The sequence below is a fragment of the Rahnella sp. NRRL B-41462 genome (assembly GCF_003263525.1).
Taxonomy (GTDB): domain Bacteria; phylum Pseudomonadota; class Gammaproteobacteria; order Enterobacterales; family Enterobacteriaceae; genus Rahnella; species Rahnella aceris.
In genome coordinates, this window is sequence record NZ_JYDF01000090.1 from 1 (window position 1) to 17702 (window position 17702).

The 17702-nt window shown below is 51.1% G+C and carries 16 protein-coding genes and 1 pseudogene; 5 read left to right on the forward strand and 12 right to left on the reverse strand.

All coding sequences use genetic code 11. The features are described from left to right. The 9 genes and pseudogenes from cydB to UC14_RS19980 form a co-directional block, all read right to left on the reverse strand. The coding region (gene cydB / locus UC14_RS19940; RefSeq protein ID WP_112198276.1) for a cytochrome d ubiquinol oxidase subunit II at positions 1-841 on the reverse strand (841 nt) is incomplete at its 3' end. A 2-nt stretch (positions 842-843) separates the two neighbouring features. After that, a complete protein-coding gene (locus tag UC14_RS19945) occupies positions 844-2268 on the reverse strand; it encodes a cytochrome ubiquinol oxidase subunit I (RefSeq protein ID WP_112198277.1) in 1425 nt (474 codons plus the stop codon). A 547-nt stretch (positions 2269-2815) separates the two neighbouring features. Then, a complete protein-coding gene (locus tag UC14_RS19950) occupies positions 2816-3286 on the reverse strand; it encodes a hypothetical protein (protein ID WP_112198278.1) in 471 nt (156 codons plus the stop codon). Positions 3287-3334: 48 nt separating this feature from the next. Next, entirely contained in the window at positions 3335-4720 is a 1386-nt protein-coding gene (locus UC14_RS19955) for a VasL domain-containing protein (protein WP_112198279.1), read from the reverse strand. Positions 4721-4731: 11 nt separating this feature from the next. Next, positions 4732-5169 (reverse strand): type VI secretion system baseplate subunit TssE, encoded by a 438-nt coding sequence (tssE, locus tag UC14_RS19960; protein ID WP_112198280.1) that lies wholly within the window; start codon positions 5167-5169, stop codon positions 4732-4734. After that, positions 5162-5698 carry a type VI secretion system lipoprotein TssJ gene (gene tssJ, locus UC14_RS19965; RefSeq protein WP_276145821.1) on the reverse strand — a complete coding sequence of 179 codons (537 nt, stop codon included), beginning with the start codon at positions 5696-5698 and terminating at the stop codon, positions 5162-5164. The genes tssE and tssJ overlap by 8 nt, the downstream gene beginning before the upstream one ends. Beyond that, entirely contained in the window at positions 5679-6776 is a 1098-nt protein-coding gene (tssG, locus tag UC14_RS19970) for a type VI secretion system baseplate subunit TssG (RefSeq protein ID WP_112198281.1), read from the reverse strand. The genes tssJ and tssG overlap by 20 nt, the downstream gene beginning before the upstream one ends. Next, positions 6740-7306: pseudogene (locus tag UC14_RS19975) on the reverse strand (type VI secretion system baseplate subunit TssF); the annotation flags it as partial. The gene tssG and the pseudogene UC14_RS19975, both read right to left, overlap by 37 nt. Before the next feature lie 35 nt (positions 7307-7341). Further along, positions 7342-10326 carry a Tn3 family transposase gene (locus UC14_RS19980; RefSeq protein WP_112198282.1) on the reverse strand — a complete coding sequence of 995 codons (2985 nt, stop codon included), beginning with the start codon at positions 10324-10326 and terminating at the stop codon, positions 7342-7344. A 160-nt stretch (positions 10327-10486) separates the two neighbouring features. On the opposite strand from UC14_RS19980, the gene UC14_RS19985 reads away from it, so the two are divergent. The 3 genes from UC14_RS19985 (at position 10487) to UC14_RS27150 (ending at position 12393) form a co-directional block, all read left to right on the forward strand. Beyond that, the gene (locus UC14_RS19985) at positions 10487-11065 is read left to right on the forward strand and encodes a recombinase family protein (RefSeq protein WP_013578376.1); all 579 of its coding nucleotides are present in this window, start codon (positions 10487-10489) and stop codon (positions 11063-11065) included. 182 nt (positions 11066-11247) lie between these two features. Further along, a complete protein-coding gene (locus UC14_RS19990) occupies positions 11248-12036 on the forward strand; it encodes a phosphotransferase (protein WP_112198283.1) in 789 nt (262 codons plus the stop codon). A gap of 153 nt (positions 12037-12189) precedes the next feature. Beyond that, complete coding sequence (locus UC14_RS27150; protein ID WP_112198305.1) at positions 12190-12393, forward strand: DUF6434 domain-containing protein; 204 nt, start codon at positions 12190-12192, stop codon at positions 12391-12393. 143 nt (positions 12394-12536) lie between these two features. Here the strand turns inward: UC14_RS27150 and UC14_RS20000 are convergent, their stop codons facing one another. Continuing rightward, entirely contained in the window at positions 12537-13454 is a 918-nt protein-coding gene (locus tag UC14_RS20000; RefSeq protein ID WP_013199736.1) for an AraC family transcriptional regulator, read from the reverse strand. A gap of 98 nt (positions 13455-13552) precedes the next feature. Here UC14_RS20000 and UC14_RS20005 point away from each other — a divergent pair, with 98 nt between their 5' ends. Further along, a complete protein-coding gene (locus tag UC14_RS20005) occupies positions 13553-14620 on the forward strand; it encodes an aldo/keto reductase (RefSeq protein WP_013578385.1) in 1068 nt (355 codons plus the stop codon). A gap of 224 nt (positions 14621-14844) precedes the next feature. Here the strand turns inward: UC14_RS20005 and UC14_RS20010 are convergent, their stop codons facing one another. Together UC14_RS20010 and UC14_RS20015 are read right to left on the reverse strand one after the other, a co-directional pair. Beyond that, positions 14845-15114, reverse strand: a complete 270-nt coding sequence (locus UC14_RS20010) for a hypothetical protein (protein ID WP_112198284.1) — start codon at positions 15112-15114, stop codon at positions 14845-14847. Positions 15115-15334: 220 nt separating this feature from the next. Then, the gene (locus UC14_RS20015) at positions 15335-16228 is read right to left on the reverse strand and encodes a LysR family transcriptional regulator (RefSeq protein ID WP_112152621.1); all 894 of its coding nucleotides are present in this window, start codon (positions 16226-16228) and stop codon (positions 15335-15337) included. On the opposite strand from UC14_RS20015, the gene UC14_RS20020 reads away from it, so the two are divergent. Continuing rightward, a complete protein-coding gene (locus UC14_RS20020) occupies positions 16227-17519 on the forward strand; it encodes an alpha/beta fold hydrolase (RefSeq protein ID WP_112152620.1) in 1293 nt (430 codons plus the stop codon). The genes UC14_RS20015 and UC14_RS20020 overlap by 2 nt on opposite strands. The last annotated feature ends 183 nt before the right edge of the window (positions 17520-17702 follow it).

Below are 17702 nucleotides of genomic sequence, written 5' to 3' on the forward strand. Positions count from 1 at the left end.
TCGGCCAGATGCTGATCCCCAGACCGGTATAGCCGAGGAACACCAGCGCCAGCGTCAGCAGGAACGGCGCGTGATGCGCATTTTTGCTGATGGCGCGATACATCCACGCGGAGACCAGCACCACCAGCACCGGTACCGGCAGGAACCAGTAAAGATTAGGGCGCGAGAACCAGCGGGTGGCGATATCGCTGTGGGTCAGTGGCGTCCACAGGCTGACTGCAAGCGTCACCAGCAGGAATACCAGCAACAGGGGTTTAGCGATTTTGTGCATCGCTTCCTGCAATTCGCCTTCGGTTTTCATAATCAGCCAGGTGCAGCCGAGCAGGGCATAAGCCACCACCAGCGCAAAACCACAGAACAGCGTGAACGGCGTCAGCCAGTCCAGTGCGCCACCGGCATAAGTCCGGTTCACCACCGGAATTCCGTTGATCACCGCGCCCAGCACTACGCCCTGACAGAAGGTGGCGATCACCGAACCCCAGATGAAAGATTTGTCCCACACGTGACGTTTGGCCGGACTGGCTTTGAAACGAAATTCAAAGGCTACGCCACGGAAAATCAGACCGAACAGCATCAGGGTCAGCGGGATAGTCAGTGCATCCAGAATCACCGAGTACGCCAGCGGGAATGCGCCATACAATGCCGCACCGCCGAGCACCAGCCAGGTTTCGTTGCCGTCCCAGACCGGCGCAACGGTGTTCATCATCACATCACGGTCGTGTTCTTTTTTCACCAGCGGGAATAGCAGGCCGATACCCAGGTCGAATCCGTCCATCACCACATACATCATCACGCCGAAGATGATGATCAAAAACCAGATCAGCGGTAAGTCGATACCCATTATCAAGCTCCCTTATTTTCGTCAGTCAGTGATTCTGAAATCGCAGACAGCGGACGCGCAGGCGTGCGGTGCTGGCCCGGACCACCGTGATCAACACTTTCACCTTCGTGCGCCTGCGGACCCTTGCGGATCAGACGCATCATGTAGCCGTAACCGACACCAAACACCGAACAGTAAATGACGATGAACAGGATCAGGCTGACGCTCATTTGCAGCACATTGTGGTTGGATACCGCGTCTTTGGTGCGCAGCAGTCCATAAACCACCCACGGCTGACGCCCCATTTCCGTGGTGACCCAACCCGCCAGCAACGCCAGCAGACCGGAAGGCCCCATCAGGAAAGCAAAGCGCAGGAACGCTTTAGAGGTATACATTTTGCCGCCACGGCGCAGGATCAGGCTCAGCACCCCCAGCAAAATCATCAGCATGCCCAGACCGGCCATGATGCGGAAGGTATAGAAGATGACGGAAGAGTTCGGGCGGTCTTCTTTCGGGAAGGATTTCAGCGCCGGGATCTGATGGGTCAGGCTGTGCGTCAGGATCAGGCTGCCCAGATACGGGATTTCAATCGCGTAACGGGTTTCTTCACGGTTCATATCGGGATAGCCGATCAGCACCAGCGGGGAAGGTTTGTTGTCTTTATTTTCCCAGTGGCCTTCGATGGCCGCGATTTTAGCGGGCTGATATTTCAGGGTATTCAGGCCGTGCGCATCGCCCAGGAATGCCTGAATTGGCGAGACGATCAGCGCCATCCACATTGCCATCGACAACATGGTGCGAATGGCTGGCGTATCGCGACCGCGCAGCAAATGCCATGCCGCAGCAGAGCCCACGAAGAAGGCAGACGCCAGAAACGCGGCGGTGGTCATGTGCATTAAGCGGAACGGGAAGGACGGGTTGAAGATAACCTTCATCCAGCTGACCGGCACCACCAGGTTGTTAACAATCTCGTAGCCCTGCGGGGTTTGCATCCAGCTGTTGGAAGCGAGGATCCAGAACGTCGACATCAGTGTGCCGAGCGCCACCATGCAGGTAGAGAAGAAGTGCAGGCCCGGTCCGACGCGGTTCCAGCCGAACAGCATCACGCCGAGGAAGCCAGCTTCAAGGAAAAATGCAGTTAGCACTTCGTACGTCAGCAGCGGACCGGTAATGCTGCCCGCGAATGACGAGAACATACTCCAGTTGGTGCCGAACTGGTAAGCCATCACCAGACCGGAGACCACGCCCATACCGAAGTTAACGGCAAAGATTTTCGACCAGAAATGATACAGGTCGCGATATGCCTCTTTCTTTGTTTTCAGCCACATGCCTTCCAGAACAGCCAGAAAACTGGCAAGCCCGATAGTAATAGCGGGAAAAATGATGTGAAAAGAGACGGTGAAGGCAAACTGGATCCGGGCCAGTTCTAGCGCATCAAGACCAAACATAACAACCTCTTTTGTGTGTCAGGTTACCCTTCCAAACAGCAATACCGGTACGGGAACCGGCGATGTATGACATTCGCAGGTGAAGTCATGAATGAAAGGGTGGGACTGCCGGGGTTTTGCGAGAAATCGATTTAAGCACATCGCGCGAAGGGATTAACAGGGACCGTTCCGTGGGGAAATTAGTCGCTGAAACACTTTCAGTACGGGTAAAAAGCAGGGGCGGGAAAACTAAATTCGGAGAAAAGCGGGGGAAGGGAATTAACCACAAAAAGTGAGAGGTCATGTTGTTGCATTGATCTGGATCAAAAAGTTGTGATGTTTTTCAAATGTAATTTCCCTGCATTCGGTAATGGCTTGTTGTGTGCAAAATTGGTAACAAGAAAGTTAAATTTGCAGGAGCGGCAGCGCATTCTTATTTTTAATGCAATGTAAATTTATGTCATCGGTTTTGGTGAAAAATGCAGCCGGAAGGTAATTTTTGTAGCATTTTTTTACATTTTAAAGGAAGTCTGCCCGGGTGACAGAGGAAAAAAGACGCCCGAAGGCGTCAGGGTAATAAGCCTTCTATCAGCTCAAAAAAGGCATCTTCACTAAACGCCCGCTCTGGCCCGGTGAAGGGATTTGCAGGGCGCCATGTCCAGTCCCTGTTTTCGCCAGCACGCATAAACAACCGGCACAGGACAGTCACGCGACCCTGAATGCAAAGACTGGCTTCCACACAGCCTGTGACGCCCTGGCCGTATAAATAGACCGGCGTGAATTTCACCTGCCTGTCTTCATAAAACAGCTGTATACCCGGAACGCTGAATGATTTCCCGCCCATCAGACATTCAACCAGTGAGATAGTGGTGCCTTCGATCCGTATACCGGTGCCTTCCAGCCATTCTTCCATGTTTTCCTGCAGCAGGCTGATCCGCTGCCGGAACTCGGCGATATCCGCCTGACCTTTATTTTCAAAAGAGCCAGTGCGAGGCTGGCTGTCTTGTAATTTTTTTAGAAACCGTTCTTTTGCTGACATACTTCCTCTGTATTTAAGGTGGCTGGCGTCCGCCGCCACAAACATCAGTCAGTGATCTGCCTGACCATTTTTTTCGGTTGTCGCCGGTAAGTTCTGGAGGAGCAACACATACCTGTTCAGCAACTGCGTGAACTGGTTATCCACTTGCATAATCCGCTGCGGGGATATGCCTTTTTGCTGCTGTTTATCCTGCGCCAGTTTGCGCAGCGATTCTTCGACTGGCGGCGAACTGTTCAGCGCCTGCTGGATGGCAAACACGGAGGATTTTAGCTGCGACACGGTCATGTATTTACCGCGTTGTTCATCCAGCCCGTTGAGTTTGTCCGCCAGTTGCTGTAACTGCGTATTCGCCTGTTGCCAGCCATCGAGGTTTTCCTGCGGTATCGCACTGGCGTTAAGCTGCTGGGTCCAGTTTTTTGCCAGTTGTTGAGATGCGGGGTTATCCGGCCAGAGGATTTGCGCCTGTTTTACCAGTTGTGCTCCGGTGTCCTGTGCCCAGCGCGGTGACAATGCTGCCAGCTGGCGTGTTTGCTGTTGGGTGGCGGCCAGAAATGCCGGTGCCTCGCGGTGGAGCATCTCAGCCTGCTGGTTCTTAAGTGTTTCCAGCGCCTGTGCGTTCAGCGATTTTGGTAATACCGGCAGCGTCGCCATCAGTTGCTCTGCCGTTTGCGGATGATAAAAAGCATCTATCCCGGCTTTAAAACCGGTACTGGCCAATGCCGTCACCACGATACCTGCGATAAACCCTTTCCACTGCACCGGACGTTTCACTGGCGAAGGCGGTGCAATCACGTGCGGTTCGGCAGGTCCGCTCTGCGCAACATACACCCATTGTTCACCGGGTTGCGCGGTCCACTCTTTTTCCGCTTTTTCTGCCGCTGCCGCCGGTAAAACGATTGCTGCATCGCTGGTCGCGTGCATATTCTCCAGCCTGACGGCAGTACCATGCATGAAACTAGTCAGTGCTTCCAGCTGGCTGACGTGTTTCAGTTCAAGGCGTTGCAACACATTGCAAAGCGAAGCGATCAGTTTTTCTGCCTGATAAATCTGCGATAAATCATGATATTCCAGTGACATACCGCGCAATATTTGCTGAAGACGCTGACTCAGACCCGAAAGAATTTCCATCCGCGCGTGCACCGGCTGCGGCCACAGTCCCGGCCACTGACGTGAAATTAATGCCTCGAGGATCGCCAGCCCTTCATTTAATCCCGGCATGCCCGCTAGCCGCGCTCTGGCCTGTGTGTACCAGGAGGCCGTTTGCAGCTCGATACCGTTTTGCTGGAACAGGTTCAGACACAGTTGTTCCACCTTTTTCCAGTCCACATCGGGACGCGCCGGATGGGTTAATTTGCTCAGTTCTTCGCGTAAAACCGCGTAATCAGCCAGCGCACGCGGGTCATCCCCGGTGCGCAACTGGCGTTCAATAGACATGGTTGTTTTCCTTAACTGACGTAATTCTGCTGTTTCATATGGCGCATCAGTACGCGGCCTTCCGGCATAAACTCTGTTCCGAAGCGCACAAGTCCGAGGTCTTTCAGTTCGGCGTCGATGGCGTATTCGAGATGTCCCGGCTTGGACTGCGGCAGCAATATCACATTGATTTTTCTCAGGCGGGGTTCGTATTTGAGTAACGTGCCGGAAAGCGTGGTCAGCAGCGAGTGCGCCGTACCGGGCATTCCTTGCAGGATTTTGCTCATGTCCGGCAGACCGTAATCCGGCAGATGGGTAAGCGTTCCGGCTCGGCAATTGAGGATGCGCTGCATGTTATCAAGCACAGAGAGGATCACCTGATTTTCTTCGCTGACGTTGTGCAGATCGAGGCCGCCAGCAAAGTTGCCGAGCAGCATTTCGTAAAGTGAGGGTTGCGACATATCACTTATCCTTCAGTGGCAGCAGTTTCATTCCCTGATTATTCAGTTCGATCTGGCGCGCCTTTTCCGGATCCAGATCGTTACGGCTTAGCACGATACGCCAGGTATTGTTGGTAATATCCGGTGAAAGGAACATACCCGCGACCGCCACAAACTGTGCTTTTTCATTCATCGGCACGTCGATAGTCACTGCTGCCCCCGGAAGAACCCGGATATCTTTTTGCTCCAGCAGATCGGCTTTTATCGCCTGGCTGTCTTCGGTAAACAGCGACGGATAATCGGTATCGTCAAAGACTTTTCTGTCTTTCAGCTGATAGATACGCACCACCGTTGAAAGCGGAGCGCCGCTGGCATTGTTGTTGATAGCGTCGCGTGCTGTGATATCCAGATGCAGCGTTTTCACCTGCTTGTAAAAAATGGATTTGGTCACAGCAACCGTACCGTCGCTGACTTTCTGGGTCAGCCCGCATCCGCTCAGGGTCGTTACCATTGCCAGCATCAGTAATGTAAAACGGGTTTTACCAGCGGTAGTCGCCATATTCATCAGTTTCCCTTCTGTGAAGATTTTCCTGAACGCGCTGATAGCGGCCCAGATTAATAGTGATCATTTCAGTTTTATTTTGGGGTGCAGACGTAATCCTTAACCTGCGCATCACTGCGGTTCTTCCCAGCAGCACACCGGATTTTTCCGGGCGGCAGGAAAGCTTTGCATCGGGCAGCAGCGCGCGTGACACCGACAGTTGTAAACGGACGTGCAACCGGGAGCCGAGATACACCTGCAACAACGCCAGCAAATCGGTGTAAAGCTGGCCACCCGGAAGCCATTCACGGGCTTCATCCGGATTTTCAGTTTTCAGTTTCAGCAAAACCTGACAGTTCACATCGACGGTCTGGCGCCCCATCACAGGGCTGCTGCTCATACTGACCGGCGCGCTGGCGCTCATGGTCAATTGCTTGCGCAGGGGAATATTGCAGCGGTCATGCGCCAGTACCTGCGCCTGTGTATCCGGTGCCAGCAACTGAACCAGCGCGATAATGCCTTCGCTGGTGCGTGTCGGTAGCCGCATCATGCTGGTGAGTGCCAGAAAACGGGAAACCGGCGTGGCGATATCTTGCGTACATCCCTCTATGCCCAGCCCGCAAAGGCTCAGCAGATATTTCGAGGTTTTATCCGTCCCGCCGGAGGCAAACGTGGCGGGATATGAGTATTTACGCCAGATCCGGTAATACTGCGTGGTCAGCCGGTGGTTAAAGATATCCAGAAAATCGGCGACAGCCTCGTAACCATCGCGACGCTGGGTAATGTCGTCGATATAGGATGTGGGCAGCGGCGATTCGACACCGTACAGCCCCATAAACGTCGTGCGGATGGTCGGCGGAAGATGCGGATGCTCCGGCATTTCCACCCGTTTAAACTCGCTGGCCGGAAATCCCATCCCCGGATGCGGTCGAAAACGCACGGGGTCGTGTCTGACCTGCCACTGACTGCCCAGCGCCGGTGCATCTGGCTGGCTTTGCTCCAGCAACTGACAAAGACGATAAAACTGGGTATAGGGCAGTTTATCTTGAAGTTGCTCGATCAGCCGGGCAGGCGCTGATTGTGATTCTCTTTCCATCGGATGCATTTCCCGGCAGGCTGAACGATAAGAGTTAACTGATTGAATAAATGGATATCAGCGTAAAGCGCAAAGAAGCGGTTGAGCATTTCCCCGAACAGGTGAATATCACCTTCACCGGTAAAACCATTGCCATCGAGCGTCACTTCAATATCAATTCCGCGCAGCAAAAAACCTTTCTCAAAACGTTGGATTTGATGATGTTGCACCTGCTGAATGGCATCCAGGCGGCGGTTGTTCAGTTCATCGCTCTGCCAGTTATAGAGCTCAAGCGTCCCGCGTAACACGTCTGCATTGCTCATCAGATTAAGATAACTGGAGCCAAGATGACTGAGCACGCGCCACTGGAAGTGATCTTCTGCCGGAGGATAAGAGGGCAGCGTGGGCTTGCTGAGATTTCGGACTTTCAGCGACGTCTGTAATACGGCCTCACAGCGATCAAGTAGGGTGCTTTGTAACGCTTTCCGTGGTAACTGACCGTTGGTACCGGTAATTTTCAGGGAGACGGGCTCGCGGGTGAATTCGCGATCCAGGGGTCCGCTTGGAAAACGGAAAATATCCTACGCTAAGCCTGTTTTTTGTACAGACCACTATCCACTGAGCGTAATGAACGGTATTTACCCTGTCCCAGCTTTAGATTTGTCCGCCAGACGTAATCCCCACTCAGATTGATGTGCTCCCATCCCAGCGGGGACAAATGAGAAATCAACTGGTCATTTAATGGGATCCCTTTTCGTCTCAGGAAATCTATGGCTCTTTCTATATATACCGTATTCCACAGGGAGATCGCCGCAGTCAGCAACGTCAGACCACTGGCCCGGTAGCTCTGATTCTCCAGCCCCCTATCTCTGATCTCACCCAATCGGTGCATAAAGACCGCTCGTGCAAGCGCATTGCGGGCCTCACCTTTATTCAGCCCCGCCTGTACGCGTCGGCGCAGTGATGGATCGCGAAACCAGTCCAGCATAAACAGTGCCCGTTCGATGCGTCCGATTTCCCTCAATGCCTTTGCAAGGCCATTTTGTTTAGGATAACTGGCCAGTTTTTTCATCATCAGCGATGCGGTAACAGTCCCCTGTTTTATCGAGTTTGCGAGGCGAAGTACCTCATTCCAGTGTGTCTCAATGTCTTTAAGATTCAGTGGGGTTGTGGATATCACAGATTGAAGTCCCGGATAACGCTCAGCCTTTCCATGAATAAACAGGCGCTTGTCATGAAGATCCCGGATCCTTGGTGCAAATGCGAATCCCAGCAGATGCATTAGCGCGAAAACATGTTCCGTAAAACCTGCGGTATCGGTGTAATGCTCGGTGATTTCAAGATCACTTTCGTGATATAGCAAGCCGTCAAGTACGTGGGTTGAGTCGCGCACGCGGCTGATGACTTTGGTGTAAAACGGGCTATATTGATCCGAAATATGCGTATAAATCTGCACACCTGGCTCCTGACCGTATTTGAGATTGACCTGACCCGCATAATGGCCGTGACTGCCCACCCGAAAATTCTGCCCGTCAGACGATGATGTTGTTCCATCGCCCCAGAATGCAGCCAGAGGCCGTTTTTTCTGAGCATTGACCAGCTCGGCCAGCGCTGCTGAATAGGTCTCATCCCTGATGTACCAGGCCTGAATCCCCTCCAGTGACGATTTTGTCGTTCCTGGACAAGATTCGGCCATTTTTGTCAGCCCAAGGTTGATGCCATCAGCCAGAATCGTGGTCATTAACAACTTTCTGTCTTTAGGTCTGACGTGATGATTTTTGAGATGTGTGAAATGGCGGGTAAAACCGGTCCAACTATCCACTTCATCCAACATTTCAGTAATCTTAGGGTGAGGCAACATGCCATAAACCAGATCGGCAAAAGGGGATGCTGATGAAGGGACGCTATTATCCAGCGGGGTAATTTTCACGCCTTTATCCGAGATATCCACATCGGGCAAATCACCGGCCAGCGCCATTGCATTCACTTCCTCCAGTCGCGATGCCAGAAGCGTCATGCGGCTCTTGATGTATTCATGGCAATCGGTCGGAATGGCAAGGGGTAACTGGTTATCCCGAAGTGACTTTTCAAAATCGGAAGATGGGATCAGATAATCATCAAAATTCCGGTAGCGGCGCGATCCTTTGACCCAGATGTCGCCAGAACGTAAAGCTCCCTTCAGCTCATTCAGTACGCAAAATTCGTAATATTTTCGGTGAATGCCTGTGGGAGTGAGCACCACCTTTCTCCAGCTTTCCGGAATGAACCCGGTTGGCGCGGAAGACGGTACTTTGCGGAGTTGTTTTCGATACATCTCTCTGACGGCATCAAGCGCATCACTGAGCTGCATTGCGGCAGGTACAGCCATGAACTGCAACGCGGACAGCATCCGGGGGGCGTATTTACGCAGCGTACTGTACTTCTCTGTGATCAGATGCAACGGGTCGAAGTTGTCCTTACGTGACAGGAACCGCGTCTCTTCCACGCTGTTAATGAATTCCTGCCAGGGAAGAACGTCTTCTATTGCGGTCCAGGGATCTTCACCGGACTCTCTGGCGTTAAGCAATGCCTGCCCGACGGTAACGTATTGCTTCAGCTTGCTTTGAATCAGCTTTCCCGTTTGCTGGAGTCGTTCGGCCTGCGTGCGTTTTGCCTTGCTAAACAGACTGCCCAGAATACGCTCATGCAGATCAATAATTTCGTCAGTCAGGGTGGCCCTGGCTTCCGATATGACACAAACCAGTGAGGCATAACGGCGAACATCCGTGAATTTTGCCAGGTCCCGGCTACTCATTTTTCTGCTTTCGCGAGCGAGTTTCAGGAGCCGGTTCTGGTGAACAGAAAGCGCAATGCCATCAGGCAGTGCCAGCGACTCAATCGAATTTAACCGGTCGATATGTTGCAGGACATTTTTGCCATTAATTTTCCCCGGAGGCTGAAGCAGCCAGGCCAGCCGTGAAGGTTGCTCACCCTCGGATACCAGCAGACGGTCCAGCGCCGCTTTATGTTCCGGCTCAAGCTGCGCGGTAAGCGCAGAAAAGACCGCCCTGTCTGCAAGCGTTGTTGCTTCGGCCAGAGTTCGTTCGATGACATCAACAGAGGGGAAAATCACCTTATTATTGTGGAGCCAGGTGAGCATTTCCTCCGCAAGCAAAAAGCCTCTGTCAGTCCGCATTGCGTGGGGATAAAGGTGGCGAATACAGTTTTTTTGTAGCGCCCGGTTGAAGGGAGATAATTCCAGGTAGCGATAAAGTTCGGCCAGATGTTCCCAGCGAGTGACCTCTCTTGATGCATACTCGGCCCACAAATCAGGCAGAAGTTTCAAATGAGCCGCTAGCCGGGAAACAACCCCGTCGTGAGGGGAGATATTTTTGTCGGGAGGAAACCCCGGCCCTCTCAAGTAGCAAAGTAAAACAGCAAATCCCATGCGGTTAGCTGGCCTGCGGTGTTTATTAATAAGCGCGAGGTCAGGTTCACTCAAAAAGCACATGCGCGTCAGAAGAACGTCATCATCCGGCACAATCAGCAAGCGTTCTTTTTCTTCACTGCTGAGTATTTGTCTCCGTGGCATAAATGCTTCCTCTGCATATAGTTCATTTTAGTTATTGATTTGTACTGACCGAAACCGGTCGGTTTCGTACACTAGTCAGCCATACTGTCCGAAAGTGAGTGAATTCACTATCGGACATACGTTATAATTCGTACATCCTTTTCGTACAGAAAATATCCCTATGTCACGTGTTTTTGCTTACTGCCGGGTTTCGACTCTGGAACAGAACACTGAAAACCAGCGCAGAGAAATTGAGTCGGCAGGTTTTGCCATCAGACCCCAGCGACTGATTGAGGAGCAAATCAGTGGTTCGGTTGCTGCCAGCGAACGCCCCGGATTTATCCGACTGCTTGATCGCATGGAAAATGGTGATGTGCTGATTGTCACCAAGCTGGACCGTCTTGGGCGTAATGCCATGGACATAAGAAAAACAGTTGAGCAACTGGCGGCGTCAGATATTCGCGTTCATTGCCTAGCCCTGGGCGGGGTGGATCTGACCAGCCCGGCAGGAAAAATGACCATGCAGGTCATCTCTGCTGTGGCGGAATTTGAAAGAGATTTGCTGCTTGAGCGTACGCACTCTGGTATCGCGCGAGCAAAAGCAGCTGGAAAACGGTTTGGACGTCCTTCAGTACTGAAGGAAGAACAGCAACTTACGGTGATTGCACGGATTAACGCCGGAATAAGTATCAGCGCCATTGCGCGGGAATTTAATACTACCCGGCAAACCATACTCCGGGTAAAAGCAGGGCAGCAATAATCCTGAGTGTAAATACAGCTCAAAACCTCTTAGCTGGATGGTCTGCTATGTGCCAAAAGCGGAAGTCGCAACCATCACAATATGCTAACTTTGGGGAGGAGAGATGCCAGCATGACTGCTAGTTTGTGCAAAACTCAAACGCCTCAGAGTTATCCAACTGGCCAACGCTAAAGGAAAGATGCATGGCTGTTGATAATATATCCAGAATGGGTATCGCCAAAGTGGCACTTTTGATGGATGAATCAGGTCATCAGGTAGTCGAGAAATGTCCTGTCAGTAATGTTGAGTATAGTTTTTATCAACATGCAGCAAAGAGCCTCGCTAAGGTAGACATTGCCACCCCAAAGCTCTTGTACGCCGATCCATCCTTAAGCAAGCTGAGACTGGAATATATCCCACATAAAGTTGGTCAGGACGAAGTTGCAGGAGATGAAGTTTTGTCATTTCTGTCTCGCTTGCATTGCTATCCATCTGACCCTTCGTGGGTTTATCACAATCACACTTGGTCAGAATCAGCGCTCGAAAAATCGCTCAATCTTTTGGCATTACCTGGCAGATCAGCACAACAGTTACGGCATTTCCAGCAGGCAAGTGATGCTCTGTTTAGTGGTCAGTGCTTAATTTCAGGTGATAGTAATGCCGGTAATTGGGGAAAAAGGGATGACGGTGATTTAGTTCTTTTCGACTGGGAGAGGTTCAGCATTGGAAGCCCAGCAATTGACCTTGCCCCCCTAATAAAGGGAATGGGCTCTATACAAAAATTTACCGATTTTTCAGAACGCTATAACTGTATATCTCGCCATTCTAAGCCTAATGATTTGGCTAAAGAAATTGCAATTGCCAAAGCATGGATTGTTACCGAGGTAGTGGTACTGCTTAATGAACGGCAGAAAAGTGATTTTCATTTATATCTCAACTGGTACAAAGAAAATCTTCCCGCTTGGTTAGATTACACTGTAAAAATGCTTTGATGTTCTCAAAACCACAGATCTACCATTGATGTGGATTCAAGTATGAATAGCGATGTCCGCTCCTCGCTCTTAACAAGCAATGAATTCGACGTTTAGACAATTTCGGGTATGAAACGAATGCTAAAAAATGAGTCATTACAGGGGGATTGTAAATTGAAAATAGATTGGCATAGCTCATTGCTTACACGTGCTACGAATGTTGATAAAAACTACAAAAACACTCAAAACGTCCGTCGTTTCATGATTAAGGAGTGTGGGGACGACTTTCGATTTAATCGAGAATTTATGGCCTGGATACGTAATGATGTTCCAAAAAATTTAGGTGATGTAGTCGATGAGTGGAAACGCAGACAGTAATTGCAGGTCTGCATTTCGCTCATAGGTGCCCTGTTCCTGTTTGGCCGTTGTGTGCCAGAAGCGGACGTTGTATCTTTGCACGCTGCGATAACTTTTTGATAATTTTGCAAACGCATTAAAAAGACAATTATCAGAGTGGCCTCTTAAGTGTTCTTATGCAGATTGCGGTAGCCACCTGGCGTTCTTCCGGTATGACGTTTGAATGCCAGCGAAAAAGAGGGAACAGATTTATATCCGGTTAATCTTGCTATCTCACTAATACTTAAGTGATGTTTCCTGAGTTCAGCGCATGCCAGCTCCATTCGCCATGACGTCAGATAATTCCCGGGCGTTGAACCGGTAAGCTGGTGAAACCGACTAGCGAACGCACTGCGGGACATGGCTGATTTAGCAGACAGACTTGCCAGCGTCCAGTCTGCAGATGGAGAAGAATGTATCAGTGACAGTGCGGTTCCTATTTTCCTGTCACCGAGCGCTTTCAGCCAGGATGTCCCTTTCTGATTACCCTCTAAGTATTCCCTCAGCATCTGCACCAGAACAAGTATTGCCATGCTACTGGCCACAATGTCGTGTCCGGGACGAAGCGCTGATGTTTCATGCGAAAGCAAAGTGATAAGGGCGGTGAGTGCAGGAGAAGAACTTTCCTCTCGTCGTGAAACCAGAACCGGAGGCAGATGTTTTAAAAGCAGCGGGCTGGAAGCCTCCTCAAATACGAATCTTCCCCCAATCCCCTCACTGATAAGTTCTCCCTGGCCGTAGCGGACCACGCCATCCGCTTCACGGTGAGAAGAGAATATCTGCCGTCCGTCACTCACCATCAATGCCGGACTTGAGCCACAGCAGTAAGCGTCACCCGAGGTCAGAAGATAGAAGTCCCCTTTTTCAAGCAGCAGAGGCTGCATTCCGACCATCCAGAGCCAGAAGTTCCCCTCAAGCACAGTGCCGAACTTAATGTGTTTATAAGAGGGAAACCGCATTGCCCAGGGGCCACGTGCTTCCATACGGGCCGTAAGAATGGCCTCTACCTTCAGGAGTGAAAGAATATCAGACAGCGGATCCATAACATCCTGGACGAATGAATAATAAAAAAGGGATTTCTATAATAAAAGAAAGCTTTTATCTGCGTCATTATCATTTGGAGCTTAACGGAGAAAACCAAATGAAATACGCAGAACTGGGTAAAACAGGGGTTTATGTTTCACGCATTTGTCTCGGGACGATGACATTTGGCGGGGCGGATAATGCCGCCGGTAATGCCATCGGCCGTCTGACGGGCAAAGAGGCGGATATTATCGTTGGTGAGGCGCTGGACGCCGGCATCAATTTTATTGATACCGCCGATGTCTATGGTTCGGGGGGCTCTGAAAGCGTGCTGGGCGAAGTGCTGGCGCAGCGCCGCGGTCAGGTTTTCCTTGCAACAAAAGCGCACAGCAGAATGAATGCGGGCCCAAATGATGCAGGCCAGTCGCGCTATCACTTGATGCAGGCGCTTGAAGCCAGCCTGCGGCGGCTTAAAACCGATCACATTGACTTATATCAGGTTCACAACTTTGATGCTGCAACGCCGCCTGAAGAGGTTTTACGGACACTGGATGATATGGTGCGACAGGGTAAGGTCAGGTATATCGGCTGTTCGAATTATGCGGGCTGGCAGCTTGCCAAAGCCCTGGGTGTCTCGGCTGAACATAAGCTTGAGAAATTTGTCAGCGTACAGTCTTTTTATTCGCTGGCCTGCCGCGACATTGAGCATGAACTCCTGCCGGCAATCAAGGACAGCCACAGCGGACTTCTGTGCTGGAGTCCACTGGCAGGCGGGCTGCTTTCAGGCAAGTTTGATCGCAGCGGCAATCATGACGCTTCGGGCAGGCGCGCGAAGATCGAATTTCCACCCGTCGACAAGAACCAGGCATGGGATATCGTGGATGTGCTCAGAGCAGTTTCTGAAAAACACAACACCACACCAGCCTGCATTGCGCTCGCCTGGCTGCTTTCGTCACCGCAGGTGACCAGCGTTATAGCGGGCGTGCGTAATGTGGAGCAACTCAGGGGCAACCTCTGCGCACTGTCTGTTGAGCTCAGTGAAGAAGAAAAAGGAATGCTCGATGAGGTCAGTCATCCAGGGATTCGTTATCCGGGCTGGATACAGTCATATAATGCCGCGAGTCGTTTCCCTGCGGGCTTTACCGATACCGGACCCAGTTGGGTGCTGGGCGAGTCACCCGTCTGAAATAAAATATATATGGGATGTCCGGTTCGTATTTAGGCCGAAAAGGGCTGGTACAAAATAAATGCCAGTAGAAGCTGAATATCTCAGTGTCAAAGATCCGCTGCTCGCTCATAGCCGCCCTTGCTCGTAGCAGTGGGCAGCTTTGTGCCATGAGCGTACACCATCACCCGCCATATTGCGGGTGCATTTTTCCGGCGGTTCACCCTCAGCCGTTCGTAGCTGAGCTACTTTTTGCTAACAAGATAAGCAGCAATGGCCGTTAATCCACCTATAAGGGGCATAGGCCCAGCGCCTGCCAGGAAGTTATCGCGATCTATCTGGTTATCTCGGCGAATATCAGCAAAGCGTGCAAGCGCGTTTTTTTCATTCGTGGCACTGACCTCTTCAAACTGTTTTTCGTAGCCTTGTTCAATCAGTTGAGAAGCTTTGCCCACGTCCGAGCTTTCCAGTACAACAATTTGCTTACCCTTTTGAAAAAAAAAGTAATTCAGCATTTCGTGCTCCATGTAGAAAAGGTGATATTTAAAAGAATATGTCCAGTTTGAGGGGATCCTGAAAACATTTTCAAGTTTATTTTTTAATCCGGTAAGAACTTCGATTTCTTATTAGCAATCCTTTGGCCTTGTGAGGGGCATATCCGTTTTTCACTCATAGCCCCATAGTTGCAGCCGTGGGCAGCTTTGTGCCAACAGCAGACGTTACTTCTTGCATATTTCAATTTTCTTCTCCCCACAGCGGTGTATCTCCTAACGCTTTAGCAATAAAATCAACAAAGCTGCGAACCTTGAAAGGAATACGGATCGCGCTGGGATAAACAGCCTGAATAGTAAGTTCAGTCGTCCGGTATGCTGGCAGCAGCTTTATCAGCTTGCCCTGCTTAATATGCTCGCCAAAAACAAAGTTGGGCCCGTAAGCAATGCCTGTTCCGGCCAGTACAGATTCAAGAAGCAACTGAATGTTATTGGCAGTCATACGGCATGGGCCTTCAATACTGTGCGGCCTGCCTTGTGCATCATAAATCGTCCAGTCTCCCGCTGAAACCGCCTGGCTGAACGCCAGTCGAGGCGCACGGGAAAGATCATCCGGCGTCTCTGGTGTGCCATGTTTTTTCAAATACTCCGGTGAGGCGCACAAAACCATCCTGCAAGGTGCCAGCCGCCGCGTAACCAGTGTCGGATCCTCAAGACGCCCAACTCGGATGGCAACATCGATTCGATTTTCGAGTAGATCGGCGTATTTATCCTCCAGTACAACGTCCAGACTGACCTCCGGAAATTGCTCCAGATAGCGTGATACGATCCTACCAAGATGCATTGCACCGAAGGCGACCGGTGCTGCAACGCGAAGCAACCCCTTCGGTGTTTTCTGAACATCACTGGCTTCCCGGTTCGCATCCTCAAGAACCTCAAGAATAACTTTGCAACGTTCATAATACCGCTCACCGGCATCCGTCAGGCTAAGACGGCGTGTTGAACGCTGAAGAAGTCGTACATTTAGATCAGATTCTATAGCGCTGACATGCTTTCCTGCCATTGCAGCCGAAAGCTTAAAACGTCTCGCGGCGGCGGCGAAACTGCCTTCATCCACTGCCGCGATAAAAATCTGCATGCTGGTGAACCTGTCCATTACTTACCACCATTCGATAATCAGAGTATCGGCTGTCGACACAATTACGCTGATTATCATCACTCATGACAGCAATTACCATTACCTTAATTACATGAAGAGGCATGAGACGATGAAAATTAAGGTGAATGGAACGGGTATCCACATTGAGCAACAGGGCAGCGGTGAAATTGCACTGGTATTTTTGCATTATTATGGCGGTTCATCCCGTACCTGGGAGAGCGTGATAAGTCAGTTACCTGACCACTACCGCACAGTTGCAATCGACCACCGGGGCTGGGGGGGCTCAGACGCACCTAAATCAGGATACCGAATTGGTGACCTTGCTCGGGATGCCGAAGGGGTTATTTCAGCGCTTGAGCTTAAACGCTACATTCTTGTTGGCCATTCGATGGGGGGAAAAGTTGCCCAACTGATGGCGTCGCGTCGGCCTGCAGGTCTTGAAGGCCTGATGCTTATCGCTCCCTCTCCACCTTCACCTATGCGTCTCACGCCTGAGCAGCGCGATACGTTATCCAGCGCATATAACAGCCGCGAATCTGTCGGCTTTGTGATTGATAATGTCCTGACAGCGGGGGCACTAAGTTCTGCTCTGCGTGAACAGGTAATCGAGGACAGTTTGAGGGCCTCATCCGAGGCCAAAGAAGGCTGGCCTAATACGGCTATCGGCGAAGACATTACCCAGGAAGTGGCCTCAATTAATGTCCCTGTGACGGTCATTTCAGGGGAGTTGGATCGTGTAGACCTTCCGGCTACTCTGCAAAGAGAATTGCTGCCCCTTATTTCACATGCATCAATGTATATCATTCCAGACGTCGGACATCTCTTGCCTCTGGAGGCCCCTACAGAGGTCGCCAGCCACCTGTTAAAATTTACAGCCGCCATTGAAGGGGGGACAGCAGTCTACCATTCGCCTGTCGAAACGATAGCCGCGTTTGATGATGCTTTCAATGCAGGCAGGGTTGATGACCTGCTGGCTCTGTTCAGTAACCGTGCCACTATGAAAATGACTGATGGTGTGGTCATCGAAAGCGATCCTGAAAAGCTTCGGGACACTTTTTTGTCACTGACATCATCCCAGCCAGTTATCAGAAACCATATCCGCTCGATCCTCTCCGCCGGTGAAATGGCTCTGCTTATTATTGACTGGACTTTGACCATAACCACTAAGGATAGAACACTGCACGAAGAGTCCGGTACAGCAACGCAGGTGTTGTTGCGAAGCGTTGACGGAGGTTGGCGGCTGCTGATTTCAAATCCATCAGGAACGTAGTGAGTTCAGTAAGAATAGCTTGCGCTAGCAATATCGCGTGGCTGCAGAGAGGTAAGTGACATCCGCCACCACCCGCATGCCGTTTTAAGGCATGCGGTAATAACGATGAGCGCAAGATTGCTGTTATGTCTTGCTGCTTTCGGAGCGCCTGCTTTTCGCTCGCAGCAGACCCTCAGCGTCACG